The sequence below is a fragment of the Companilactobacillus sp. HBUAS59699 genome, from assembly GCF_036913575.1.
In the GTDB taxonomy this organism is placed as follows: Bacteria; Bacillota; Bacilli; order Lactobacillales; family Lactobacillaceae; genus Companilactobacillus.
In genome coordinates, this window is sequence record NZ_JAYKTV010000002.1 from 178,751 (window position 1) to 205,092 (window position 26,342).

Below are 26,342 nucleotides of genomic sequence, written 5' to 3' on the forward strand. Positions count from 1 at the left end.
TCTTATTACTTAGCTGTCTTCTTGTCGTCAGTACCATGACCATGGAAAGTACGTGTAGGTACGAATTCACCTAACTTATGTCCAACCATATCTTCTTGAATATAAACTGGAACATGCTTACGACCATCATGAACTGCGATTGTGTATCCTACGAAACTAGGAAAAATTGTTGAACGTCTTGACCATGTTTTGATAACTGATTTTTTATCAGAATCTGCTTGAGCTTCAACCTTCTTTAAAAGATGTGCGTCAGCGAATGGTCCTTTTTTTAAACTACGACTCATCTTATGTCCTCCTTATATTATTCTAACGAAATAACTACTTACCTTTTCTATGACGAACGATAAGTTTTTCAGATTTGGCATGTGATGAACGAGTCTTCTTACCCAAGGTCTTCTTACCCCATGGTGACATTGGTGATGGATGACCGATAGGAGCTTTACCTTCACCACCACCATGTGGGTGATCGTTAGGGTTCATAACTGATCCACGAACTGTTGGTCTAAATCCTTGCCAACGTTTACGTCCAGCTTTACCAATCTTAATTAATTCATGTTGTTCATTACCAATAGCACCAACTGTTGCACGGCATTTTGAAAGTACCATACGTACTTCACCTGAAGGTAAACGTAACAATGAGTACTTACCATCTCTACCAAGCAATTGAATTGAAGTACCAGCAGAACGTCCTAGTTGACCACCTTTACCAGGTTTCATTTCTACGTTGTGTAGAATTGTACCAACTGGAATGTTTTCTAGTGGAAGTGCGTTACCGGGTTTGATATCTGCATCAACACCTGATTCAACAACTTGTCCAACTTCAAGACCCTTAGGAGCTAAAATGTATGACTTAACACCATCTGAGTAGTGTAGTAATGCAATGTTAGCTGTACGGTTAGGATCGTATTCAATAGATTTAACTGTAGCTTTGACACCGTCTTTTAATCGTTTGAAATCAATAACACGGTATTTTTGTTTGTGACCACCGCCACGGTGACGAACTGTAATATGACCGTAAGAGTTACGACCGGCTGTATGGCTTTGTGATTCTAGAAGTGTCTTTTCAGGAGTTGTCTTTGTGATCTCTGAAAAGTCAGAACCTGTCATATTACGACGACCATTTGTGGTTGGCTTATACTTGATAATCGCCATTATTTGACCTCCTTATTTATTCTTCATCAAAAATTTTGATTTCATCTGAATCTGCTGTAAGTGTAACAATTGCCTTACGACGTTTTGCTGTTGTACCAACATAACGGCCTTGGCGCTTCTTCTTACCAGCAACATTCATGATGTTTACTTTTTTAACTTTAACACCGAAAACTTCTTCAATTGATTGACGAACAAGTACTTTGTTTGCATCAAGTGCAACATCAAAAGTATATTTCTTGTCGCTCATAGCATCCATTGAGCTTTCAGTGATAACTGGGCGAATAATTACGTCTCTTGCGCTCATTATCCAAGCACCTCCTCAATCTTAGAAAGTGCTGCTTGTGTAACAACTAACTTCTTAGCGTTAATAACGTCAAGAACGTTAACACCTTCTGGTGCAACAACTGTAACTTTATCAATGTTTCTAGCTGATAAAGCAACGTTGTCATTACCATCTTCAACAACTACAAGAGCCTTGTCTGCGCCTAACTTGTTAAGCAATTGTGCAAAACTCTTTGTACTTGGTTTGTCGTATGAAATTGAGTCAATAACGATTAGGTTACCGTCAGCAGCTTTTTGTGAAAGTACAGACTTCAATGCCAAACGGCCAACCTTCTTAGGAAGGTGGTATGAATAAGATCTAGGTGTTGGGCCAAATACGACACCACCACCTACCCATTGAGGTGATCTGATTGAACCTTGACGAGCACGACCTGTACCCTTTTGACGCCATGGCTTCTTTCCACCACCACGTACTTCAGAGCGGTTCTTAACATCATGTGTACCTTGTCTTAATGAGGCACGTTGCATGATAACTGCATCTGTGATCACGTTGTTGTTTGGTTCGATACCAAAAATTGCATCATTTACTTCAACAGTACCGTTCTCAGCACCGCTATCTTTGTAAGCTGTGATTTTTGTCATAACTCATTTCCTCCTTCCTATTTTTGATTAGCTTTAATAGCTGTTTGAATTTTAACTAATGATTTTGTTGCGCCAGGTACATTACCCTTGATCATAATTACATTACGATCTGCATCAACCTTAACAATAGTTAAGTTTTGTGTAGTTACGCGATTGTTACCCATACGTCCGGGAAGCATCTTACCTTTGAATACACGGTTAATGATGGCACCCATTGAACCTGCAACACGGTGATATCTAGAACCGTGAGTTTCAGGACCACGAGCTTGTCCAAATCTCTTAATGTTACCTTGCATTCCATGTCCCTTTGTAATACCTGTAACGTCGACAACATCACCTGAATTAAATGTATCTACTGTAACTTCTCCACCTAATTCATAATCTCCCATTTCAACATCGCGGAATTCGCGAATGTAATGTTTAGGAGCTGTGTTTGCCTTATCTGCATGACCTTTGGCAGGTTTGTTTGATAGAACTTCACGTCTATCTTCAAAACCTAGTTGAACGGCCTCATAACCGTCAGTTTCTACTGTTTTAACTTGCATAACAACATTTGGTGTTGCTTCTACAACTGTTACGGGAATTAATTCACCGTTGTCAGTAAAAACTTGAGTCATTCCGACTTTTTTACCAAGAATTCCTTTTCTGGCCATGTTTGCACCTCCAATAATTTATTTTTAATAATTATAATTTAATTTCAATATCTACGCCTGATGGTAGATCTAGCTTCATTAATGAATCAACCGTCTTTGGTGATGGATTAACGATGTCAATAAGTCTCTTATGTGTACGCATTTCGAATTGTTCTCTAGAATCCTTATGCTTATGTGGTGAACTCAACACTGTATATAATGAACGTTCTGTTGGCAAAGGAATTGGACCTGAAATCTTAGCACCAGTTCTTTTTGCTGTTTCCACAATTTTGTCAGCTGATTGATCTAGAATACGATGTTCATAAGCCTTCAAACGAATGCGAATTTTTTGACTTGCCATGGGGTTACCTCCTTTTTGTCTCTTTCAAGATGACCGGCTCCGTGAAAATATCCGCCAGCCCTGCCGTGGCAAAGCGGCCGGGTGTGTCGCAACCTCTCACTTCTAAACCGTCGATATTTATTTTAAATACCTCTAAGCACATACTTCTCCTGGAAATAAGCACTCTTATAATAATACACGCGGTCTCACCATATTTCAAGAGTTTTCATGTTTTTTTTGAATTTGAAATACGTTTTCTTATTATAGAAGAAACACTCAAAAAATTGTAAAAAAAAAGCAAACCCGACTGGGTTTGCAATTTTAAAAATTATTCAGCGTCTCCGCCGTTCTTTTTAATAATGTCAGCTTGGATTGACTTAGGAACCTTCTCGTAATGATCAAATGTCATTGTGAAAGTACCACGGCCTTGTGTTGCTGAACGAAGTGTTGTAGCGTAACCGAACATTTCTGAAAGTGGAACGAATGAATTGATAAGTTGTGCATTACCACGAGCTTCCATTCCTTCAACACGTCCACGACGAGCTGTTACTTGTCCCATAACATCACCTAAGTAATCTTCTGGAGTAACAATTTCAACCTTCATAATAGGTTCAAGAATTACGGCACCAGCATTCTTAGCAGCATTACGCAATGCAAGTGAAGCGGCGATCTTGAAGGCAGCTTCTGATGAATCGACTTCGTGGTATGAACCATCATACAACTTAGCCTTAACATCGATCAATGGGTATCCAGCAAGAACACCATTTTCCATTGATTCTTTCAAGCCTTGTTCAACTGAAGGAATGTATTCACGAGGAACAACACCACCGACGATGGCATCTTCGAATTCGAAACCTTTTCCTTCTTCGTTTGGTGTAAATTCAACCCAAACATCACCATATTGACCTTTACCACCAGATTGACGAACGAACTTACCTTGAGCACTTGTTTGCTTAGTGAATGTTTCACGGTAAGCAACTTGTGGTTCACCAACTTTACATGCGACCTTGAATTCACGTTTCATACGGTCAACCATGATATCCAAGTGTAATTCACCCATTCCGGCAATCAATGTTTCACCAGTTTCAGGATTTGTTTCAGCTTGGAAAGTAGGATCTTCTTCAGATAGTTTTTGGATAGCTAGATCCATCTTATCTCTATCTTCCTTTGAATCAGGTTCGATAGAAACTTGGATAACTGGATCTGGAATATCCAATGATTCAAGAATCAATGGTTCGTCAGGATCCGTAAGTGAGTCACCAGTTGTAGTATTCTTCAAACCGATAACAGCAGCGATATCACCTGAGAATACTTCTGGGATTTCCTTACGGTGGTTAGAATGCATTTGTAGCAAACGACCAACACGTTCACGCTTGTCTTTTGTAGCATTAAGAACGTATGAACCTGATTCTAGTGAACCTCTATATACACGGATGTATGTTAGACGTCCAACGAATGGATCAGTAGCGATCTTAAATGCAAGACCAGCAAATGGCTTGCTATCATCAGCAATCAATTCAACTTGGCTGTCATCCTTAGGATTTGTAGCATTGTAAGGACGAACATCAAGTGGTGATGGTAAGTAATCAACAACAGCATCCATCAACATTTGAACACCCTTGTTCTTGAAGGCAGAACCTGCAAGTACAGGGAAGAATTTCAAGTCGATAGTAGCTTTTCTGATTGCCTTACGCAATTCATCATTGCTGATTTCGTCACCATTTAGATATTTATCCATGATGTCGTCATCAACATCAGCAACTGATTCAACTAATTCAGCACGTTTTTCTTTAGCTGTTTCTAAGTATTCGTCAGGAACATCAACTGTATCCCACTTTGTACCTAGTTCATCTTCATCATAAAGATCAGCTTTCATTTCGATCAAGTCGATAACACCCTCGAATTGATCCTCAGCACCGATTGGCATTTGGATAGCATGGGCATTAGCATCTAGTCTTTCATGAAGTGTTTCTACTGAGTAGTCAAAGTTAGCACCGATTTTATCCATCTTGTTAACAAAGACGATACGTGGAACACCGTATGTTGAAGCTTGACGCCAAACATTTTCAGTTTGTGGTTCAACACCAGATTGAGCATCAAGAACTGTAATAGCACCATCTAGAACACGTAGTGAACGTTCAACTTCGATTGTGAAGTCAACGTGTCCTGGGGTATCGATGATGTTGATACGGTTACCTTTCCATTCAGCTGTTGTAGCAGCAGATGTAATAGTAATACCACGTTCTTGTTCTTGGGCCATCCAGTCCATTTGTGAAGCACCATCATGTGTTTCACCAATCTTGTGGATCTTACCAGTATAGTACAAGATACGTTCTGTAGTTGTAGTCTTACCAGCATCGATATGGGCCATGATACCAATATTACGAGTTTCTTCTAGTGGAAATTCACGTTTATTAGCCATTAGACTTTGTTTCTCCTCTCAATTTACTATTTAATTACCAACGATAATGAGCGAATGCACGGTTAGCATCAGCCATCTTATGTGTATCTTCACGTTTCTTAACAGCTGCACCTGTGTTGTTAGCTGCATCCATAATTTCATTTGCAAGACGTTGGTCCATAGTATGTTCACCACGTAGACGAGCATAGCTAACGATCCAGCGAAGACCTAATGTTGTACGACGATCTGGACGTACTTCGATAGGGATTTGGTAGTTAGAACCACCGATACGGCGAGCCTTAACTTCAAGAACAGGCATAACATTGTTCATGGCTTCTTCGAAGACATCCAATGGTTCGTTGCCAGTCTTGTCTTTAATAATATCAAATGCACGGTAGAGAATTGTTGAAGCAGTTCCTCTCTTACCATCGTACATTAAATGATTGATCAAACGTGTAACTAATTTTGAGTTGTACATTGGATCTGGTAAAACATCACGTTTTGGAGCGCTACCTTTACGCATATTAAATTCCTCCGTTATTACTTATTTCTTTGTTTGTGATTTAATTATTTCTTAGGCTTCTTAGCACCATATTTTGAACGACTTTGCATACGTCCATCAACACCGGCAGTATCTAAAGCACCACGAACAACGTGATAACGAACACCAGGTAGATCCTTTACACGTCCACCACGGACAAGGACAACACTATGCTCTTGCAAGTTGTGGCCAACACCTGGGATATATGCTGTAACTTCGATAAGGTTTGATAGTCTAACACGGGCATACTTACGTAGGGCTGAGTTAGGCTTCTTTGGTGTCATTGTTCCGACACGAGTTGCTACACCACGTTTTTGTGGTGCTGGGTTCTTTGTAGCAACTTTCTTCATACTGTTGTAACCGTAGTTCAATGCAGGGGCATTTGATTTTGACCCTTGTGACTTGCGGCCTTTACGTACTAATTGATTAATTGTAGGCATTCAAGGTTCCTCCTAAAAATTTAAGTACACACATCCAGGTGGTTCATAATTTTGCAAAATAATAAACCACCTGAGTGGCATACGATCTGAGCTTATACTTAAACAAACTACTACTCTGCTAATAAAAGCACGTCTATTAGAATATCATCTTAAAAAGTACATGTCAATGAAGTATCAGAGAAAAGATACAAATAAAACACGTAATTTAGTTTGAGGTGATAAAATGACATATTTATTTTATTTAATAGTATTTACCCTAGGTTCTAGTATAGTCTCATTTCTAACCGTTATGGCACATGATTTCCCAAAAATTTCAATAAATCGCAGATCTTCTTGCGATCACTGTCATAAAATCTTGAAATGGTACGAATTAGTACCTATCTTGGGATTTATTTTAACCAGCGGAACTTGCAAAAGCTGCCTGACTAAAATACCAATCGTCTATCCACTTACCGAATCACTTGGCGGATTATTCTTTTTGATCCTACTAATTCAAGATAAAGACCTGTATATTGCCGTACCGATAACGCTAATGATGATCTTGTTGGGTTTTATGGATCACTATTACGGATACATCTATTCCATTTTGTACTTATTAAGCCTACCTGCTTTTATATACGCCCTTCTTAACCACTATCCGCTTCATTTTATAGCCGGATTACTCGTATACACCTCTCTACTAGTACTTAACCGAGTCTATCAGAACATTGGCTTAGGAGATGTTGAACTACTGGGGTTATTGGCCGTTATCTTCGGTCTGGAAAATATTCTGAAAATAATTTTGCTTGCCTGTCTATTATGTATTCTCAAATTCATGACAGACAAAAAGAGATCATTTAGATTTATTCCTTATCTTACGATTGCTACCGGAATAGTCTATCTGATCTCTTAATTTATCAAACTGGTAAAACTCGTTGTAACTTCAGCCAATTCATACACATGCTCCACCACTTTGCATCTGAATAATTCACGTATGATCCTTCACCCGGATCTTCGGTAATATGCGTCGCTAAGGACAAGCCATGGCGTCCAGTCGCAAACAAATGCAATTCATACGACAAGCCTAGAAGATCCATTTTTTGAGCATAGACGATAGAATTCATAACTGGGACCGTCTCATCACTAACAGTTTGCCAAATAAAAGTTGGCTTAGAATGCTTGGTTAAGTGTTCTTGCGTTTGCCAATAAAAAATATCTGGACTGATCTTCATTGCAAAATCATTGTTGTCTGGAAATCCCATTGTCAGATCAATGACAGAATAACTCAAAATCGTAACACAAGGTTGTACTTCAATTGGTTCATCAAAGATATCTTTACTAGTCTCTGGATCCGTCATCAAAGAATTGTAATTCGCTACAACATGTCCACCAGCGGAAAAGCCAATCAAAAAAATCTTATTCAAGTCAATCTGATGTATTTGGGCTTGGGTTTTGATCCAATTCAAAGTAACTGCTGTCTCTTGTAGAGATAACGGATAGACCGGTTTGCCATCATTGATCAACTTATAATGCAAAACAATTGCATGAACTCCTTCTGCTGCAAACTTGAGAGCAATCGGTTGTGATTCACGATCGGAATGAAAAGTGAAACCTCCACCCGGAAAAATTATTACTAAAGGATGTTTTACTTCCGAAGTAAAATCACTGATTGGGTCTAGCCAATAAGTATCAATAATAAATTCAATATTTTTATATGACAATTTTTGTGTATTCATAAAAAACATCTCCTCGGAAATCGATTCAACTACAAAATACCGATCAACCTCAGCCAATTCATTCCTAACTTCCACCATACGGAAACAGCTTCATTTAAATGTAAATCATTCCCAGGTTGTTGAGTCACACGTGTTCCTAATGACAAACCATGTTTGCCAGAAGTAAATAAATGAAGTTCAAATGGTAATCCTAACTGTTCCATCTTTTGAGCGTACAACAAAGAATTTTTCACTGGTACTGTCATGTCATCGACTGTCTGCCAGATAAACGTTGGTTTGGCCTTACTAGTTAAGTGTTCCTGTGATTGCCAATAAAATTTATCTTCAGTGACGGCTGATCTATGTTCTGGTGTTTTGGGATATCCAGCAGTTAAATCAATTACTGGATAACACAAGAAATTAGCTGCTGGTAATACATCTAATGATTCAGGAATAATTTTTTTTCTCAAATTAGGATCAGTCATAATGGAATTGAAATTAGCAACTACGTGTCCACCGGCAGAAAAACCAACCAAAACGACTCGGTTTAAATCGATTTGATGGATCTCGGTTTGAGTCTCTAGCCAGTTCAAGGTAACGGCAGTCTCTTGTAATGCTAGTGGATATACCGGCGTATTGTCTGCAATTAGTTGATAGTGTAAGACAATGGCATGAAAACCTTCTGCTGCAAATTTCAAAGCAATTGGTTGTGCTTCACGATCGGTTTGGAAAGTAAATCTCCCACCAGGATAAATAATCGCTATTGGATGGTTAACTGCGACTTTAAAATCCTTGATAGGGTCTAACCAATAAGTATCTAATTCAAAAATATGGTCTTTATACGATAATTTCTGTTTCTCCATGTGCTCCCTCTTAACAACCTGTTTATACATCTATTTTAAACTTAATTATTTATTTGTACATTGTATTCAATAATTAATAATAATTAAATCATATACAATTTGTAATCATTTTTAGAATAAAAAAAATCCCGTCACTCAATTGTGACGGGATAGTTTTAACTAATTAGTGTTTTTCTTCTTTTGCAGCATCTTCAGCTTTCATTTGAGCTTCGATGTCTGAAATTGTGTAAGCACCATTAAGTGAGTTATCAGCCATAGGACCTGTTTTCTTAGGTTCCATGTGGTTGTACTTAGCCATACCTGTACCAGCAGGGATAAGCTTACCAATAATAACATTTTCCTTAAGTCCAAGAAGTGGATCATTCTTACCTCTGATAGATGCATCAGTAAGAACTCTTGTTGTTTCCTGGAAGGAAGCAGCTGACAAGAAACTGTTAGTTTCAAGAGATGCCTTAGTAATACCAAGCAATACTGGACGTCCTGTAGCAGGGATACCACCGTTGAACAATGTCTCACGGTTGTGATCTGTAAATTGAGAAATATCCATTAATTGACCTGGTAATACATCAGTATCACCTGGATCAAGGATTCTGATCTTACGAAGCATTTGTCTGATCATAACCTCGAAATGCTTATCAGAAATATCAACACCTTGCATACGGTAAACTTTTTGAACTTCTGCAAGTAGATAGTTTTCTGTTGTTTGAACGTTTGTAACCTTGATCAATTCCTTAGGATCAATTGAACCTTGTGTCAACTTGCCACCACGATCAACGTGATCGCCTTCAGCAACAGCAACACTTGATGTATAAGGAACACTGTATGATCTAGTATCAATGTCACCTTCAACAGTGATTTCCTTAGTATGTTCTGCAGGGTTTTCATCGATGGCAGTAACAGTACCGTCAACCTCTGAAATAACTGCAAGACCTTTAGGGTTTCTAGCTTCAACGATTTCTTGAACACGAGGAAGTCCTTGTGTAATATCGTCGCCACCAGCAACACCACCGGTATGGAAGTTACGCATAGTCAATTGTGTACCTGGTTCACCGATCGATTGAGCAGCAACAGTACCAACTGCTTCACCAATTTCAACTTCTTCGCCAGTAGCCAAGTTACGACCATAACATTTCTTACATACACCGTGTTTTGTATCACAAGTAAATGCAGAACGGATTGTTACTTCCTTAACACCAGCATCAACGATCTTTTGTGCCAAGTTTTCGTCCATAAGAACTCCACGAGCAGCAAGAACTTCACCAGTTTCAGGATCTTTAACAGTCTTTTGTGTATAACGTCCAACAAGACGGTCATACAATGGTTCGATCATATCTGTACCTTCCATAATTGAACTTACTAGAAGTCCACGGTCAGTACCACAATCTTCTTCACGAACGATAACATCTTGAGCAACATCAACAAGACGACGAGTCAAGTAACCTGAGTTAGCTGTCTTCAAGGCCGTATCAGTCATACCTTTACGAGCACCGTGGGTTGACATGAACATTTCCAAGACAGATAGTCCTTCACGGAAGTTAGAAATAACAGGGATTTCCATCATACCACCGTTAGGGGCAGCCATAAGTCCACGCATACCGGCTAGCTGTGTAAAGTTTGAGATGTTACCACGGGCACCAGAGTCCGACATCATTGAAATAGGGTTTGTTGGATCGAATGAATCAATTAGTAATTGTTGGATCTCATCCTTAGTGTCATTCCAAACACTAATAACACGATCATGTCGTTCATCATCAGTGATAAGACCACGACGGAATTGCTTAGAAATAGAAGCAACTTGTTTGTGGGCTTTTTCAATGATTTCAGGTTTTTCAGTTAAGTTAGGAACATCAGTAACACCAACTGTCAATCCAGAGATAGTACAGATTGTGTAACCTAATTCCTTCATGTCATCAAGAAGTGATGATGTTCTTTGAACACGGTAAACCTTGAATACTTTGGCAATGATATCTGACATGTAACCACTCTTGATTGGGTCTACAAGATCCATTTCATCAAGACGTTTGTTAATGTCTTCACCTTTACCTAAGAAGTACTTGTCAGGAACACCATTTTCCAAATTATCATCAGTTGGTTCGTTCAAGTATGGGAAATCTTCTGGAAGAATTTCGTTGAAGATAACCTTACCAACACTAGTCATCATGATCTTATCACGTTGATCATCTTTGAATGGCTTGTTTGGCATTGATGATACAGCCAAACCAATTCTTGAATGATAGTGAACATCACCATTGAGTAATGCAGTTTGAACTTCGTTTGAATCCTTGAAGATCTTACCTTCACCAGTCATATGTCTTGTTTCAATTGTCAAGTAGTAGTTACCCAAAACAACGTCCTGTGATGGTGTAACGATAGGCTTACCATCTTTAGGAGCAAGGATATGGTGAGCAGCAAGCATAAGCATACGTGCTTCAGCTTGAGCTTCGTCTGATAGAGGAACGTGGATGGCCATCTGATCACCATCGAAATCGGCATTGTAAGCTTCACAAGCCAATGGGTGAAGACGGATTGACTTACCATCAACCAATACAGGTTCAAAGGCTTGAATACCAAGTCTGTGAAGTGTAGGGGCACGGTTAAGTAATACTGGACGTTCTTTAATAACGTCTTCTAGTACATCCCAGATGTCATCATCTTGACGATCGATCTTTCTTCTAGCGTTTTTAACGTTAGAAGCAATTTCACGTTTAACTAATTCGTGCATAACGAATGGCTTGAACAATTCAAGAGCCATTTCACGAGGAAGTCCACATTGATAGAACTTCAATGTAGGACCAACATCGATAACTGAACGACCAGAATAGTCAACACGTTTACCAAGTAAGTTTTGACGGAAACGTCCTTGCTTACCTTTAAGCATATGTGATAGTGACTTCAATGGACGGTTACCAGGTCCTGTAACAGGACGGCCACGACGACCATTATCGATCAAGGCATCAACAGCCTCTTGCAACATTCTCTTTTCGTTTTGAACGATGATGTTAGGTGCATGTAGATCTAACAATCTCTTCAAACGGTTATTACGGTTAATTACACGACGATACAAATCGTTCAAGTCGGAAGTAGCGAAACGGCCACCTTCAAGTTGAACCATTGGACGTAGATCTGGTGGGATAACGGGAATAGCTTCCATTACCATCCATTCAGGTTTGTTACCAGATTTTTGGAAAGCACTGATAATATCCAAACGTCTGATAGCACGTGTACGTTTTTGACCTTGTGCAGTCTTTAATGTTTCACGTAATTCTTTAACTTCAGCATCCATATCGACTTTGCTGAGAAGTTCTCTGATACCTTCGGCACCCATCTTGGCAACGAATTTATCACCGAATTCTTCACGCTTCTTACGATATTCTGATTCTGTAAGTAGTTGTCTTTGTTCTAGGTCTGTTTCACCTGGATCAATAACAACATATGAAGCAAAGTAAATTACTTCTTCAAGGTTTCTTGGGCTCATGTCCAATACAAGTCCCATACGTGATGGGATACCCTTGAAATACCAGATATGTGTAACTGGTGCAGCTAATTCGATGTGAGCCATACGTTCACGACGAACCTTTGAACGTGTAACTTCAACACCACAGCGGTCACAGACAATACCCTTATAACGGATACGTTTGTACTTACCACAGGCACATTCCCAGTCTTTAGTTGGTCCAAAGATTCTTTCATCGAATAGACCATCTTTTTCTGGTTTCAAAGTACGGTAGTTGATTGTTTCAGGTTTCTTAACTTCTCCATAAGACCAGCTACGAATCTTGTCAGGAGATGCTAAACCAATTTGCATACTTTCAAATTTATTAACGTCTATCAAAAGGTTACCTCCCTAAATCTAAATTATTACTATTTTTCTGATTTAGTACTTGTTGATTCGGCTGATTGTTGTTCTTCAAGCTTCTTAGCTTCTTCTTCAGCACGTTTTTGTTCTTGTTGTTTAGCAAACTTAGATAGAGCGTCAATACTTACTGTATCTTCATCTTCATCCATATCTCTAAGTTCGATTTCTTTCTTATGAGAATCAAGAACCTTCATATCAAGTCCTAAGGCTTGCAATTCTTTGACCAGAACACGGAATGATTCCGGAACACCTGGCTTAGGAATACTTTCACCTTTGACGATAGCTTCGTAAGTCTTCACACGACCAACGATATCATCTGACTTGTATGTCAAGATTTCTTGAAGTGTATAAGCAGCACCATAAGCTTCAAGTGCCCAAACTTCCATTTCACCAAATCTCTGTCCACCAAATTGTGCTTTACCACCAAGTGGTTGTTGAGTAACTAGTGAGTATGGTCCGATTGAACGAGCATGCAACTTATCATCAACCATGTGGGCTAACTTCATGTAGTACATGACACCAACGGCAACACGGTTCTTGAATGGTTCACCAGTACGTCCATCATAAAGGATCGACTTACCATCTGAATCCATATCAGCTTCTTTAACAATATCCCATAATTCATCATCTTGAACACCATCGAAAACAGGTGTAGCAACATGGATACCAAGTTTTCTAGCAGCCATTCCTAAGTGAAGGTCTAGAACTTGTCCGATATTCATACGTGATGGAACACCCATTGGGTTCAATAGAATATCTACTGGAGTACCATCAGGCATGTATGGCATATCTTCTTGTGGAACAACGATTGAGACAGTACCTTTGTTACCATGACGTCCGGCCATCTTGTCACCAACTTGAATCTTACGCTTTTGAGCGATGTAAACACGAACTAACATGTTAACACCTGGGTCTAATTCATCGCCGGCTTCACGAGTAAATACCTTAACGTCTTGGATAATACCGCCACCACCATGTGGTACACGAAGTGAAGTATCACGTACTTCACGGGCTTTTTCACCGAAGATAGCGTGCAATAGACGTTCCTCAGCTGATAATTCTGTAACACCCTTAGGTGTAACCTTACCAACTAAGATATCGCCATCACGTACTTCAGCACCAACACGGATAATACCAAATTCATCAAGATCCTTAAGTGATTCTTCACCAACGTTAGGAATCTCACGTGTGATCTCTTCAGGTCCAAGCTTTGTATCACGTGCTTCTGATTCGTATTCCTCAATATGGATTGAAGTATATGCATCTTCACGTACAAGCTTCTCTGAAAGCACAATGGCATCTTCATAGTTGTACATGTTCCATGTCATAAAGGCAATAAGTGGGTTTTGACCAAGTGCTAATTCACCATTTTCCATTGCTGGACCATCGGCAATAATATCACCAGTCTTAACTTCTTCACCCTTACGTACAATAGGTCTTTGGTTGTAACTCTTACCATTATTTGAACGACGGAATTTTGTAACTTTATATTCATCAGTTGTGCCGTCATCATCACGTTTGATAGTGATCTTCTTAGCATCAACATATTCGATCGTACCATCATGTTTTGCAAGTAAAGCAGCACCAGAATCATGAGCTGCGATATATTCCATACTTGTACCAACAAGTGGAGCATGTGGATTGATCAAAGGAACAGCTTGACGTTGCATGTTAGCACCCATCAAGGCACGGTTAGAATCATCGTTTTCCAAGAAAGGAATACATGCAGTAGCAACAGAAACTACTTGCTTAGGTGAAACGTCCATGTAATCGACTTTTTCAGGTGTTGTTTCAATATTGTCATCTTTGTGACGAGCCAAAATTGTATTATCAACGAATGAACCATCGTCATTCAATAGAGTATTAGCCTGAGCAACGATGTAGTTATCTTCTTCATCAGCTGTTAAGTAATCGATCTTATCTGTAACCTTATGTGTATCCCATGAAACACGACGATATGGTGTTTCGATGAAACCATACTTATTAATAATGGCATAACTAGCCAAGTTATTGATAAGTCCGATATTAGGACCTTCGGGAGTTTCGATTGGGCACATACGACCGTAGTGAGTATAGTGAACGTCACGAACTTCATATCCGGCACGATCACGAGTCAAACCACCAGGTCCAAGAGCTGATAGACGACGCTTGTGTTCTAGCTCACCAAGTGGGTTAGTCTGATCCATGAATTGTGACAATTGTGATGAACCAAAGAATTCCTTGATTGAAGCTACAACAGGTCTAATATTGATCAATTGTTGAGGTGTAACTGTTGATGAGTCTTGAATTGACATTCTTTCACGTACAACACGTTCCATACGTGACAAACCAATACGGAATTGGTTTTGAAGTAATTCACCGACTGAACGAATACGACGATTACCCAAGTGATCGATATCATCAGTTGTACCAATGTCTTCTCTAAGGTTCAAGAAGTAGTTGATTCCAGCTAAAATATCAGCAGGTTGAATTGTACGAACGTGTTCGTCAATGTGACCATTACCAATAAGGTTAACGACTTTTTCGTTATCATTTTCTGAATAGATCTTAATTGATTGAATAGTGATTGGGTCTGTCAAGACACCTTCATCAGATGGTTGTAGAGTAACAGTCTTGAAATCATCACGATCAAGGTATGGGCTAAGCTTGCTCATAGCGTCGCGATCTAGAACTGTATCCTTAGCCAAAATAACTTCACCTGTATCAGGATCAGCAAGTGTTTCAGCCAATGTTTTATTCAATAATCTTGTCTTAATGTTAAGTTTCTTGTTGACTTTGTAACGACCAACAGGAGCCATGTCATATCTACGTGGGTCAAAGAATCTAGCGTATAGTAATGAACGAGAACTATCTGCTGTCTTTGGTTCACCAGGACGGAGTCTTTCATAGATATCCTTCAAGGCTTCTTCAACACGTGAATCACTTGTGTCCTTATGAACATCTTTTTCAAGAGTAAGGTTCAATGTGTCATTTTCACCAAAAATATCAAGGATCTCAGAATCAGCACCGAAACCTAAAGCTCTGATCAATTCAGAAATAGGTAACTTTCTAGTTCTATCGATTCTTACGTATCCAAGACCTTTAGCATCTGTTTCAAATTCTAGCCATGCGCCACGGTTAGGAATAACAGTTGTACCATAGTTGACACGACCGTTCTTATCAGTATCAGCATTGTAATAAATACCAGGTGAACGTACTAATTGAGAAACAATAACACGCTCGGCACCATTGATAATGAAAGTACCTTGTTCAGTCATGATTGGGAAGTCACCGAAGAAGACATCTTGTGTCTTGATCTCACCAGTTTCGTGGTTAGTTAACTTCAAAGTGACATGCAATGGTGCTGAATAGTTAGCATCATGTTGTCTTGCTTCTTCAACTGTATATTTAGGTTCTAGTAATTTGTAGTCAACATATTCCAATGAAAGATTTCCGGCAAAATCATCAATAGGCATAATGTCATCAAACATATCTTTTAGTCCTTCATCTAAGAACCAGTTATAAGAATTTGTTTGGATGTCTATTAAATTTGGCAGTGGAAGTACTTCCTTGATCTTTGCATAACTACGACGAACACGGTGTGCACCATAATTAACGTTATGATAAGTCAAATTTTTCACCTCAACATATAATTTGTTCAAAATATAAAGCCTTGTCTAATATTACAATTGTGTTACAAATTGTAAGAAAACGGTTTACAAAACGGTTTTTAGGCAAAAAAAAACCAAAAATAGAACTGAATCTATTTTTGCTTTTTTCTTATACGGCATAACCACGGACAATAGATCGCGGCTTACGTTTTGAACTTTAAATCTCATAAAAGAATATTACTCGCAATCATTATAATTGTCAATAGTCAAGTCCTTTTTAATGAGTTAATGATTTTCCAGCTTTTTTAGTCTTCTTCTCAGCAACACTGATAGCTAGTTTTCCTTGTTTAGAACCAACTTTGATCGTGTCACCTTCATTGACCTTATTCATCAATAATAGTTCACTCACAGGATCTTCGATCTCACGTTGAATGGTTCTTCTCATTGGACGAGCTCCATATTCTGGATTGTAACCGTCCTTAACAAGATCACTGTATGCAGATGGAGAAATTACTAATTTAATATTTCTTTCAGCTAGACGTTTGCTCAAGTTATTACTCATGATCTTAGCAATGGCTTTGAGTTGATCTTTATCTAGAGCCTTGAAGACGATTGTTTCATCAACACGGTTCAAGAATTCAGGTCTGAAGAACTTCTTCAATTCAGTATCGATACGTTCTTTCATTTCCTTGAAGTCATCGTGAACGTCTTTAGCACCGAATCCAACTGACTTGTCATCTTGAAGTGCACGAGCACCCAAGTTAGAAGTCATGATGATAATCGTATTTCTGAAATCGACCTTGCGACCCTTAGCATCTGTCAAGATACCATCATCTAACACTTGTAGTAACAAGTTGAAGACATCAGGATGCGCCTTTTCAACTTCATCAAGTAGGATTACTGAATAAGGTTCATTTCTAACTTTTTCAGTTAATTGACCACCTTCATCGAATCCTACATAACCAGGAGCTGAACCGATCAACTTAGAAGTACTGTATTGTTCCATGTATTCTGACATGTCGACACGGATCAAATTATCTTCAGATCCAAACATTACTTCAGCGATAGACTTAGCAAGTTCAGTCTTACCAACACCAGTAGGTCCTAAGAACATAAATGAACCGATTGGACGATCTGGATCCTTCATACCACTTCTAGCACGACGGATGGCACGCGATACAGCACTGATAGCGTCATTTTGACCAACAACACGTTTGTGTAGCTCACGTTCGAGATTGAGTAGACGTTCACTCTCTTTACGAGTGATCTGTTTAACTGGAACTCCAGTCCATTCAGCGATGATTTCAGCAATATCATCTACCTTAACAACTGGCTTCTTAGAACGACCATTAGTCTGATCATCCTTGATCTTAGCAATCTTCTCTTGAACATCTTGTTCATGCTCACGGATCTGAGCGGCCTTCTCGAAATCTTGATCCAAGATAGCGTCGTTCTTATCGTTGATCAATTGCATCGATTCATTAGTCAATTTCTCTAAGTCATTATTCTTAGAAACATTGTGGATACGAACTTTAGCTGAAGCTTCGTCCATCAAATCAATTGCCTTATCTGGCAAGAAACGATTAGTTAAGTAACGTGATGACAATTTAACAGCAGCTTCAATTGCTTCGTCTGAAATTGTCAAACCGTGATGTTGTTCATATCTCGGACGTAATCCTTCAAGGATCTTAACTGACTCTTCTTCGGTAGGTTCTTCAATGTGTACTTGAGCAAAACGACGTTCTAGAGCTGTGTCTTTTTCAATGTACTTTTGATATTCATTTAGAGTAGTTGCACCGATCAATTGCAATTCTCCACGAGCTAATGCAGGTTTTAGAATATTTGAAGCATCAATAGCACCTTCGGCACCACCGGCACCGATCAAAGTGTGCAATTCATCGATAAATAAGATAACGTGTTTATCTTTGTAGATTTCTTCAATGATCTTCTTTAATCTGTCTTCAAACTCACCACGATACTTAGTACCAGCAACTAATGAACCCATATCAAGCATCATGATACGTTTGTTTTGCATATCTAGTGGCACATCTTTGGCAACGATAGCATTAGCTAAACCTTCTGCAATGGCTGTTTTACCAACACCCGGTTCACCAACTAGCACTGGATTGTTCTTAGTTCTACGGCTAAGGATTTGAATCGTACGTTCAACTTCCTTCTCACGGCCAATAACAGGGTCGATTTTGTTTTCAGCCGCAATCTTTGTTAGATCTCGTGCTAATGAATCAAGAGTTGGTGTTCCAGCAACTTCTTTTTTCTTTTGAGATTGTCCGATACCTCGACGAGTTGTCTTATTAGACATTCCCATCTTATTAAGTAATAGGCTCTTTGTCTTAGTTAAACTTAATCCCAAATTAGATAAAATACGATTTGCTAAATTGTCAGCGTCGTCTAAGATAGCTAGTAAAATATGTTCAGTTCCAATACGACTTGTATTGTACTGATTTGAAATTTCTTCGGAACTAGCAAGAATTGTTTGTCCCTTAGGAGAATAAGGAAGATAAATTCCTTTGGCGGTATTAGATGAGACATCACCATAGCCAGTCAGATGTTCGATTTCTTCCTTAACATCGTTCTCGCTAACAGCCAAGTCTCTTAAAGTAATACCGGCGATACCATCATTCTCCATTGTTAGACCTAATAGAATGTGTTCGGTACCAACAGCATTATGATGAAATGTTTTTGCCTGATCTTGGGCCAAAACAAGTGCGTTCTTTGCGCTTTCGGTAAATACTTTGTCCATGATAACTACCTCGACTTATAAATTCTTTAGTGTAGAAAGTATAATTCTGTTGTGTAAAAATGCAAGTGATTAACCTTATCTACTAATGTAAACCACCAATCCCACAAAAAAGTTTGATTTCTATCTTAACATTATTATAAATTTTTTTGTATCAAAGTTACTTATTTTCAAAATAAATAACCTCTTGCAACCATTATCCCACAATCTACACTTTAACATTACAAAAAGAGCGCAAAGAAAAGAGATCATCCACTTCGTATAGAAGCCGATGATCTCTTTTAAATGTTTTGAATCGGGAAAACAAGATTCGAACTTGCGACCCCCGCGTCCCGAACGCGATGCTCTGCCAAGCTGAGCTACTTCCCGATTAGCTCTGTAATAATAATGAAGCGGAAGACGGGATTCGAACCCGCGACCCCCACCATGGCAAGGTGATGTTCTACCACTGAACTACTTCCGCATAATGCCGACTAGAGGATTCGAACCTCCGACCCCCTGTTTACAAGACAGATGCTCTGCCAACTGAGCTAAGTCGGCATCAGTATAACACTTTTTATATAACTAATTCAATATCTCAAATATCGAAATACGGGTGAAAGGACTTGAACCTTCATGTCCATAGGACACTAGAACCTAAATCTAGCGCGTCTGCCAATTCCGCCACACCCGCAAAGTGTCAATGATGCTATAAAACCATTAAACTTATTTAAAAGTCTAATGGAGGATACAGGGATCGAACCTGTGACCTCCTGCTTGTAAGGCAGATGCTCTCCCAGCTGAGCTAATCCTCCATGTGTTCTCTTAACAAACAACTATATTATTATACCCAAAACAAATAAAAAAAGTCAACGTTAAATTGTTAACTTTTTTAAAATTTGTTGATTGGGGGTGGGTGCCGCTGGTGGTGGTCAACAATTCCATCTGCCGTTGGACCGGTCTCATCCTGAGAATCGTCTTCGACCTCGCTGGGAAGCCTGTAGGCTTCCCAGTCGTCCAGTGTTCTAAGCGATGAATCGCTAAGAACACTTTTACGGCGGATTACATTGTTGACCACCACCAGCTAAGTTTGTATAGTTTCTAAATTTGGTATCCACTTGGTAAAAATTTAATAATCTATTTCTATTGCAAAATAAATAGCTCCTCATGACAAATTGCCATGAGGAGCTACTATTCTTATTAATCAATTCAATTTAGCTGGAGGTCAGCAGTAATGGAATCAGTATCAAAAGTGGTGTTAATGTGGGTGGTTTTCCCACATTTACAGCACTGGACGTCTTTATTGATTTGCGTTTTTTGCAAAGCAATAAAGCGAGATCTGAGACCGCTTTTTGGCTCAGATCGGTCCTGATACAGATGGAATTACTGCTGGCCGGAAGCATAAGCATAAATAAAATCTTAAAGCTTATTCTTCGTTATTACTATTATCTTCTGGTTTCATTGTTGGGAAGAGAACAACATCACGAATTGTTGGAGCATCAGTTAATAGCATAACTAGACGATCGATACCGATTCCTAGTCCACCTGTTGGTGGCATACCATATTCCAATGCTTCTACATAATCATCATCGATACCTTCAGCTTCATCGTTACCTTCGTTTCTTTCAGCAACTTGAGCTTCGAATCTCTTACGTTGATCGATTGGATCATTCAATTCTGTAAAGGCATTACCGTATTCATTACCTAAGATATACAATTCGAATCTATCAGTGAAACGCGGATCCTTCTTGTTCTTCTTAGCAAGTGGTGATACTTCTAGTGGATAACCATAGATAAATGTAGGTTCTTTGATCTCATCTTCAACAAATGTTTCAAAGAATTCACTGATGATGTGTCCAACTTGCCAATACTTCTCATAGTGAACGTTGTTGTCGTCAGCTAATTTACGAGCTTCATCAACGGTCATTTCTTGTGTAAAGTCAATGCCTGTCTTCTCTTTGATAGCATCGACCATTGATACACGCTTGAATGGCTTGCCTAGATCAACGTCTTCACCTTGATAAGTGATCTCAGTTGTTCCAAGAGCCTTCTTAGCGGCATGTCTAATGATACCTTCTGTTTCGTCCATAACATCATTAAAATCAAAGTAAGCTGCATATGTTTCTAGTGATGTGAATTCAGGACTGTGTTGTGTATCTAATCCTTCGTTACGGAAGACACGTCCAATTTCATAGACACGTTCATAACCACCAACGATCAATCTCTTCAATGGTAATTCCAAAGCAATTCTCAAATACATATCTTCATTAAGTGCATTGTAGTGAGCGATGAATGGCTTAGCATTAGCACCACCGGCTTGGGCATTTAATGTAGGTGTTTCAACTTCCATGAAGCCTTCACCGTCTAAGTATTCACGAACAGCTGAAATAATCTTTGAACGTTTCTTGAAACGATCAAAACTATCTTGGTTAGCAATTAAATCAAGATATCTTTGACGATATTTTTGTTCAACATTTGTCAAACCATGGAACTTATCAGGTAGTGGACGCAATGCCTTAGCCAACATTGTAACGTGAGTGGCTTTAACAGTTAACTCACCCATGTCAGTCTTCATAACATGACCTTCAATACCTAGATGATCACCAATATCTGAACGTTTGAAGATGTGGTAATTTTCTTCACCGACTTCATCTTTACGTACGTAAATTTGGATCTTGCCGCTTCTATCCTTGATATCAGCAAAACCAACTTTACCCTTACCACGTTTAGTCATCATACGACCAGCAATAATTACTGGTGTATTTTGTTCTTCAAGAACTTCCTTAGCTTCTTCGCTGTATTTGTCTTGTAGTGTTTGTGCCAAATCAGTTCTTACAAAACGTGAACCGTATGGATCTACACCTTCATCATATAATTCAGCTAATTTTTCGCGACGAACTCTTAACTGATCGTTCATTTCTTTTCCTTGCTTGTTCTTTTGGTTTCCCAAAACTTTGTCCCCCGTTCTATGAAATTCTAGAAGATCTAGCTTCTCTTTTTTCGTAACTTTCAACGAAATTATCTAATATGTCGAATACTTCTTTCATTGTATCGACTTGCATAACTTGTGCGCGTGCTCGAACGGCATGCGGAATACCCTTCAAATAATAGGCAGCCTGCTGACGGAATTCTGGAACGCCGACGTGCTCACCCTTTAAGTCTACCAGACGTTCGAGTTGAAGTTTAGCTATATTCACTTTTTCTCTAACAGTTGGTTCAGGTAATATCTCTCCTGACTCAATATAGTGTTCCATAGCATTGAGTCGCCACAAATTGCCCAGAACTGCTCGCCCAACCATTGCTGCATCAGCACCAACTTCTTCGATCATGAACTTAGCATCTTGCGGTGTCTTGATATCACCATTACCCATGAATGGAATCGTCAGTTTCTCTGCAACATCATGGAGAATCTCCCAGTTAGAATGTCCAGAATAAAACTGTGCTCTAGTACGACCATGCATAGCAATAGCAGCCGCACCGGCTTCTTGAGCAGCTAGTGCATTTTCAACGGCATAGAGATGATCATCATCCCAGCCTGTTCGCATCTTAACTGTAACTGGCTTATCAATGGCTGAACTAACAGCATGAACGACCTCATATACCTTATCAGGATCTAATAACCAGTGAGAACCAGCATCGTATTTGACGACCTTTTTAACTGGGCATCCCATATTAATATCAATGATATCCGCTGCAGTATTCTCAGCCACGAATCTAGCTGCGTTAACTAACGACTCTTTGTCACCACCGAAGATCTGAATACTGACAGGGTGTTCTTTAGGATCGATGAATAGCATACCTAAAGTTTTTTCATTGTGATATTTGATGCCCTTATCGCTGATCATTTCACAGACCACCAATCCAGCTCCGAATTCACGAGCTGTCAATCTGAATGACGCATTAGTGATCCCCGCCATTGGTGCTACAACGATCTGATTGGGAATAACAACGTCGCCTATTTTCCATTCCATAATGCTTACCTCTAATAGAGATGTTTTTATTTACAACTTGTCATGATAACAAATATTGTAATTGAATGGCAAATATCATTACTTGTTTTCTGAAATTATCTCTTGCAATTCTGCTTCGCTAAATTGATATTTATTGTTACAGAATTTGCAGACAGCTTCGGCACCGTGATTTTCATCGATCATTGCTTGCAATTCATCGGTTGACAAAGTTGCCAATGATTTACTGAATTTATCTTTGGAGCAATCACATTTGAATTGAACCGTCATCGTGTCCAGAATCTTCATCTCAATGCCGTTCATCAGTTTGCTCATAACTTCTTCATTAGACAAGCCTTCATTAAGTAATGTTGATAAATTAGGGATGATCTTCAAGTTGTTTTCGATCTTGTCAATATCTTCATCACCGGAGCCAGGCAAAGTTTGAATCAAGAAGCCCCCAGCAGCACCAACAGTTTCGTTAGGTTGAACAAAAACCGATACACCTACAGCTGAAGGAATCTGTTCTGACTTAGCCATGTAATACGTAAAGTCAGCACCGATCTCACCAGATACCAACGGAACTTGTCCAGTAAATGGTTCCTTTAAGTGTAGATCTTTTGTAATGCTTAAAGTACCTTGGGTACCAACGGCACCTTTGACATCGATATGATGGTTATCATTCAAAGGTAAACTAACGTGATTGTTTTGAATATAACCTTTTACATCACCATTAGCATTGGCATCGATCACAATCGCACCGGCAGGACCATCGCCAACTAGACGTGTCGTCAAGACCTCGTCTTCCTTTAAAGTTGAAGTAGCGACTAAGATCGAACCGATCATAGTTCTGCCGAGAGCAGCAGTAGAATTACTCCAAGTGTCATGTCGTTTTTGAGCTTCAGCAACAGTTTCTGTAGCATTCACTACATACACTCTGAATTTTCCGTCTTTTGAAACGGCTTTTGTTAAAATATCAGACATATTTATAATTCCTTTCCGTTAAAAAAGCGACTCGAATGAGTCGCTTCTTTGATTGATACATATTTTACTACTTATCTTCATTATTATCAGAATTATCGTCATTTGATGAATCTGACTTATTATCTGCATCATCTTGGTGTTCAGAATCAGTTGATTTTTCTGATGGAAATTCAGTTTCATTATCGTTTGAATCAGAATCATCAGCCTTTTCTGAAGTTGATTTAGCATCTTGTTTAGCAGCATCTTTAGCTTCAACAGCACGTTTAGCTTGTTCGAAAGTAGCAGCACTTTCACTTGGGAATTCTGTGTTGATATCATTGTCAGGCATCTTGCCGTCATTGAACAAACTCAAAATTTCCTTTTCGTTAAGTGTTTCATACTTCAATAGAGCTTCAGCAATCAACTTATGTTGTTCACGGTGGCTTTCGATGATCTCTCGAGCTTGTTCGTGACCTTCATCAAGAAGACGTTTAACTTCTTGGTCAATAGCCTTAGCAGTATCTTCTGAATAAGCAGGTATTTGACGGTATCCACCACTACTAAATGGTTGTCCATCTTTTTCAAGTTGAACTGTACCTAGACGATCAGTCATACCATATTCAGTTACCATTGTACGAGCAATTTGAGTTGCTTGTTCAAAGTCATTTGAGGCACCTGATGATTGTGTACCGAAGATAATCTCTTCAGCAGTACGTCCACCAAGTAATCCTGCGATTTGTTCTGTAAATTCTTTCTTAGTTATAAGGTTTTGGTCATCCTTAGGAAGCATGATGGCATAACCACCAGCCTTACCACGAGGAACGATCGTAACTTTTCTAACAACACGAGAGTCATTAAGAACTAATCCGATAAGAGCATGTCCAGCCTCATGATATGCAACCATGTGACGTTCTCTATCAGAGATGACACGATTCTTCTTAGCTGGTCCGGCAATGACACGGTCTTCAGCTTCATCGATATCAGTTGGATCAATTCTTTGCTTACCACGTCTAGCAGCAACTAAAGCAGCTTCGTTAAGTAAGTTTTCAAGATCAGCACCAACGAATCCTGGAGTTGTTTGGGCTAATTGTTTCAAATCAACATCATCAGTAAATGGTTTGTTCTTGGCGTGAACTTTAAGGATAGCTTCACGGCCTTTAACATCTGGTCTACCGACTAAGATCTTACGATCGAAACGTCCTGGACGAAGTAAAGCAGGATCCAAAACATCTGAACGGTTAGTAGCTGCCATAACGATGACACCTTCATTACCAGTAAATCCGTCCATTTCAATAAGTAATTGGTTAAGTGTTTGTTCACGTTCATCATTTCCACCACCGGTACCAGAACCACGTTGGCGACCAACGGCATCGATTTCATCGATAAAGATAATTGATGGGGCGTCTTTCTTAGCGTTCTCGAATAAATCACGAACACGAGAAGCACCGACACCAACGAACATTTCAACGAAATCTGAACCAGAAATTGAATAGAATGGAACTTTAGCTTCACCAGCAACGGCTTTGGCAAGCAAAGTCTTACCAGTACCAGGAGGTCCTTCGAGAAGAACACCTGATGGGATTCTTGCACCTAGAGAAACATACTTACGGGGATCTTTCAAAAACTCAACAACTTCAACAAGTTCTTGTTTCTCCTCTTCTGCACCAGCAACATCTGAAAATCTAACTTTATTCTTCTTAGGGTCTTCAGGTTTGACTTTGGACTTACCAAAGTTCATAACACGGTTTGCACCGCCACCTTGTCCTCCACGCCCCATCATCGCAAAGATGATAAAGAAGAAAAGAATAAATGGTAATACTAAAGTAAGAATTATTGAGATCCATTGAGATGATTGTGACTTAGCAGTTGCAGTCGTCTTAACTTTCTCAGCCGAAGCGGCATTATTAATTCTCTTCAGCGTATCATTATTGGGTAGTACGGTCGAAGTAAATTGAGTTACTTTAGATTGACTAGTAGTTTGGCTTCTATTGAAAATAGAAACAGAACGTGTTGTCTCTGTTGTTTGAGCCTTTTTGTACTGACCAGTAACTTGGTAAGCACCACTAACAGGTTCAATCTTAAAGCTCTTAACTTTTCCTTGTTTCAACTGTGTAATAAATTGATCTTGGCTAAGTGTTTTAGATTGGTCTGAGGATTGACCACCAGCAAACCAACTTGCTGCGAGCACTAAAACTACGAAGAGCAAGATATAAAACAGGCTATTATTGATTAACCTATTTCGATTATTTTTCATATATTTCC

At 39.2% G+C, this 26,342-nt stretch carries 19 protein-coding genes and 5 tRNA genes; 1 reads left to right on the forward strand and 23 read right to left on the reverse strand.

Features of this window, described 5'->3' with window-relative positions; genetic code table 11:
- Positions 1–5 precede the first annotated feature (5 nt).
- The 9 genes from rpsS to rpsL all read right to left on the reverse strand — a co-directional run bounded on the left by rpsS (position 6) and on the right by rpsL (position 6,430).
- Entirely contained in the window at positions 6–284 is a 279-nt protein-coding gene (gene rpsS / locus U8519_RS04570) for a 30S ribosomal protein S19 (protein ID WP_125568046.1), read from the reverse strand.
- A gap of 34 nt (positions 285–318) precedes the next feature.
- On the reverse strand, positions 319–1,152 hold the full coding sequence (gene rplB / locus U8519_RS04575) for a 50S ribosomal protein L2 (RefSeq protein WP_334329136.1): 834 nt from the start codon (positions 1,150–1,152) through the stop codon (positions 319–321).
- 16 nt (positions 1,153–1,168) lie between these two features.
- Positions 1,169–1,456, reverse strand: a complete 288-nt coding sequence (gene rplW, locus U8519_RS04580) for a 50S ribosomal protein L23 (protein WP_125568042.1) — start codon at positions 1,454–1,456, stop codon at positions 1,169–1,171.
- Complete coding sequence (gene rplD / locus U8519_RS04585; RefSeq protein WP_334329137.1) at positions 1,456–2,076, reverse strand: 50S ribosomal protein L4; 621 nt, start codon at positions 2,074–2,076, stop codon at positions 1,456–1,458. The genes rplW and rplD overlap by 1 nt, the downstream gene beginning before the upstream one ends.
- A 17-nt stretch (positions 2,077–2,093) precedes the next feature.
- Positions 2,094–2,729 (reverse strand): 50S ribosomal protein L3, encoded by a 636-nt coding sequence (gene rplC, locus U8519_RS04590; protein WP_125568039.1) that lies wholly within the window; start codon positions 2,727–2,729, stop codon positions 2,094–2,096.
- A gap of 31 nt (positions 2,730–2,760) precedes the next feature.
- Positions 2,761–3,069, reverse strand: coding sequence for a 30S ribosomal protein S10 (rpsJ, locus tag U8519_RS04595; protein ID WP_025023858.1), 309 nt, complete (start codon positions 3,067–3,069; stop codon positions 2,761–2,763).
- 307 nt (positions 3,070–3,376) lie between these two features.
- A complete protein-coding gene (fusA, locus tag U8519_RS04600) occupies positions 3,377–5,470 on the reverse strand; it encodes an elongation factor G (protein ID WP_334329138.1) in 2,094 nt (697 codons plus the stop codon).
- A 34-nt stretch (positions 5,471–5,504) separates the two neighbouring features.
- A complete protein-coding gene (gene rpsG / locus U8519_RS04605) occupies positions 5,505–5,972 on the reverse strand; it encodes a 30S ribosomal protein S7 (RefSeq protein ID WP_334329139.1) in 468 nt (155 codons plus the stop codon).
- 44 nt (positions 5,973–6,016) lie between these two features.
- Positions 6,017–6,430 carry a 30S ribosomal protein S12 gene (gene rpsL / locus U8519_RS04610; protein WP_025023861.1) on the reverse strand — a complete coding sequence of 138 codons (414 nt, stop codon included), beginning with the start codon at positions 6,428–6,430 and terminating at the stop codon, positions 6,017–6,019.
- Between the two features lie 223 nt (positions 6,431–6,653).
- Between rpsL and U8519_RS04615 the strand changes: the two genes are divergently transcribed.
- The gene (locus tag U8519_RS04615) at positions 6,654–7,322 is read left to right on the forward strand and encodes a prepilin peptidase (protein ID WP_334329140.1); all 669 of its coding nucleotides are present in this window, start codon (positions 6,654–6,656) and stop codon (positions 7,320–7,322) included.
- A gap of 4 nt (positions 7,323–7,326) precedes the next feature.
- Here U8519_RS04615 and U8519_RS04620 read toward each other — a convergent pair whose 3' ends face one another.
- From U8519_RS04620 to ftsH, 14 genes are all read right to left on the reverse strand, one after another.
- Positions 7,327–8,145: an alpha/beta hydrolase gene (locus tag U8519_RS04620; protein ID WP_334329141.1), complete on the reverse strand. Its 819-nt coding sequence runs from the start codon at positions 8,143–8,145 to the stop codon at positions 7,327–7,329.
- A gap of 29 nt (positions 8,146–8,174) precedes the next feature.
- Complete coding sequence (locus U8519_RS04625) at positions 8,175–8,987, reverse strand: alpha/beta hydrolase (RefSeq protein WP_334329142.1); 813 nt, start codon at positions 8,985–8,987, stop codon at positions 8,175–8,177.
- Positions 8,988–9,150: 163 nt separating this feature from the next.
- Positions 9,151–12,819, reverse strand: a complete 3,669-nt coding sequence (gene rpoC, locus U8519_RS04630; RefSeq protein WP_334329143.1) for a DNA-directed RNA polymerase subunit beta' — start codon at positions 12,817–12,819, stop codon at positions 9,151–9,153.
- A 29-nt stretch (positions 12,820–12,848) separates the two neighbouring features.
- Positions 12,849–16,454, reverse strand: coding sequence for a DNA-directed RNA polymerase subunit beta (gene rpoB, locus U8519_RS04635; RefSeq protein ID WP_334329144.1), 3,606 nt, complete (start codon positions 16,452–16,454; stop codon positions 12,849–12,851).
- Positions 16,455–16,710: 256 nt separating this feature from the next.
- Positions 16,711–19,194 (reverse strand): ATP-dependent Clp protease ATP-binding subunit, encoded by a 2,484-nt coding sequence (locus U8519_RS04640; protein ID WP_334329145.1) that lies wholly within the window; start codon positions 19,192–19,194, stop codon positions 16,711–16,713.
- Positions 19,195–19,486: 292 nt separating this feature from the next.
- Positions 19,487–19,560, reverse strand: a tRNA-Pro gene (locus U8519_RS04645).
- A 22-nt stretch (positions 19,561–19,582) separates the two neighbouring features.
- Positions 19,583–19,654, reverse strand: a tRNA-Gly gene (locus U8519_RS04650).
- 4 nt (positions 19,655–19,658) lie between these two features.
- Positions 19,659–19,731 (reverse strand) — tRNA-Thr (locus tag U8519_RS04655).
- 50 nt (positions 19,732–19,781) lie between these two features.
- Positions 19,782–19,864, reverse strand: a tRNA-Leu gene (locus U8519_RS04660).
- Between the two features lie 48 nt (positions 19,865–19,912).
- Positions 19,913–19,985 (reverse strand) — tRNA-Val (locus U8519_RS04665).
- A gap of 611 nt (positions 19,986–20,596) precedes the next feature.
- Positions 20,597–22,087: a lysine--tRNA ligase gene (lysS, locus tag U8519_RS04670; RefSeq protein ID WP_334329505.1), complete on the reverse strand. Its 1,491-nt coding sequence runs from the start codon at positions 22,085–22,087 to the stop codon at positions 20,597–20,599.
- Positions 22,088–22,136: 49 nt separating this feature from the next.
- A complete protein-coding gene (gene dusB / locus U8519_RS04675; protein ID WP_334329146.1) occupies positions 22,137–23,141 on the reverse strand; it encodes a tRNA dihydrouridine synthase DusB in 1,005 nt (334 codons plus the stop codon).
- Between the two features lie 78 nt (positions 23,142–23,219).
- Positions 23,220–24,101 (reverse strand): Hsp33 family molecular chaperone HslO, encoded by an 882-nt coding sequence (gene hslO, locus U8519_RS04680; RefSeq protein ID WP_334329147.1) that lies wholly within the window; start codon positions 24,099–24,101, stop codon positions 23,220–23,222.
- A gap of 67 nt (positions 24,102–24,168) precedes the next feature.
- Positions 24,169–26,334 (reverse strand): ATP-dependent zinc metalloprotease FtsH, encoded by a 2,166-nt coding sequence (ftsH, locus tag U8519_RS04685; RefSeq protein WP_334329148.1) that lies wholly within the window; start codon positions 26,332–26,334, stop codon positions 24,169–24,171.
- Positions 26,335–26,342 lie beyond the last annotated feature (8 nt).

Coding starts and splice junctions, on each gene's coding strand:
- rpsS (WP_125568046.1), bottom strand. CDS start 284: ATGAGTCGTAGTTTAAAAAAAGGACCATTCGCTGACGCACATCTTTTA.
- rplB (WP_334329136.1), bottom strand. CDS start 1,152: ATGGCGATTATCAAGTATAAGCCAACCACAAATGGTCGTCGTAATATG.
- rplW (WP_125568042.1), bottom strand. CDS start 1,456: ATGAGCGCAAGAGACGTAATTATTCGCCCAGTTATCACTGAAAGCTCA.
- rplD (WP_334329137.1), bottom strand. CDS start 2,076: ATGACAAAAATCACAGCTTACAAAGATAGCGGTGCTGAGAACGGTACT.
- rplC (WP_125568039.1), bottom strand. CDS start 2,729: ATGGCCAGAAAAGGAATTCTTGGTAAAAAAGTCGGAATGACTCAAGTT.
- rpsJ (WP_025023858.1), bottom strand. CDS start 3,069: ATGGCAAGTCAAAAAATTCGCATTCGTTTGAAGGCTTATGAACATCGT.
- fusA (WP_334329138.1), bottom strand. CDS start 5,470: ATGGCTAATAAACGTGAATTTCCACTAGAAGAAACTCGTAATATTGGT.
- rpsG (WP_334329139.1), bottom strand. CDS start 5,972: ATGCGTAAAGGTAGCGCTCCAAAACGTGATGTTTTACCAGATCCAATG.
- rpsL (WP_025023861.1), bottom strand. CDS start 6,430: ATGCCTACAATTAATCAATTAGTACGTAAAGGCCGCAAGTCACAAGGG.
- U8519_RS04615 (WP_334329140.1), top strand. CDS start 6,654: ATGACATATTTATTTTATTTAATAGTATTTACCCTAGGTTCTAGTATA.
- U8519_RS04620 (WP_334329141.1), bottom strand. CDS start 8,145: ATGAATACACAAAAATTGTCATATAAAAATATTGAATTTATTATTGAT.
- U8519_RS04625 (WP_334329142.1), bottom strand. CDS start 8,987: ATGGAGAAACAGAAATTATCGTATAAAGACCATATTTTTGAATTAGAT.
- U8519_RS04640 (WP_334329145.1), bottom strand. CDS start 19,194: ATGGACAAAGTATTTACCGAAAGCGCAAAGAACGCACTTGTTTTGGCC.
- lysS (WP_334329505.1), bottom strand. CDS start 22,087: ATGAACGATCAGTTAAGAGTTCGTCGCGAAAAATTAGCTGAATTATAT.
- dusB (WP_334329146.1), bottom strand. CDS start 23,141: ATGGAATGGAAAATAGGCGACGTTGTTATTCCCAATCAGATCGTTGTA.
- hslO (WP_334329147.1), bottom strand. CDS start 24,101: ATGTCTGATATTTTAACAAAAGCCGTTTCAAAAGACGGAAAATTCAGA.
- ftsH (WP_334329148.1), bottom strand. CDS start 26,334: ATGAAAAATAATCGAAATAGGTTAATCAATAATAGCCTGTTTTATATC.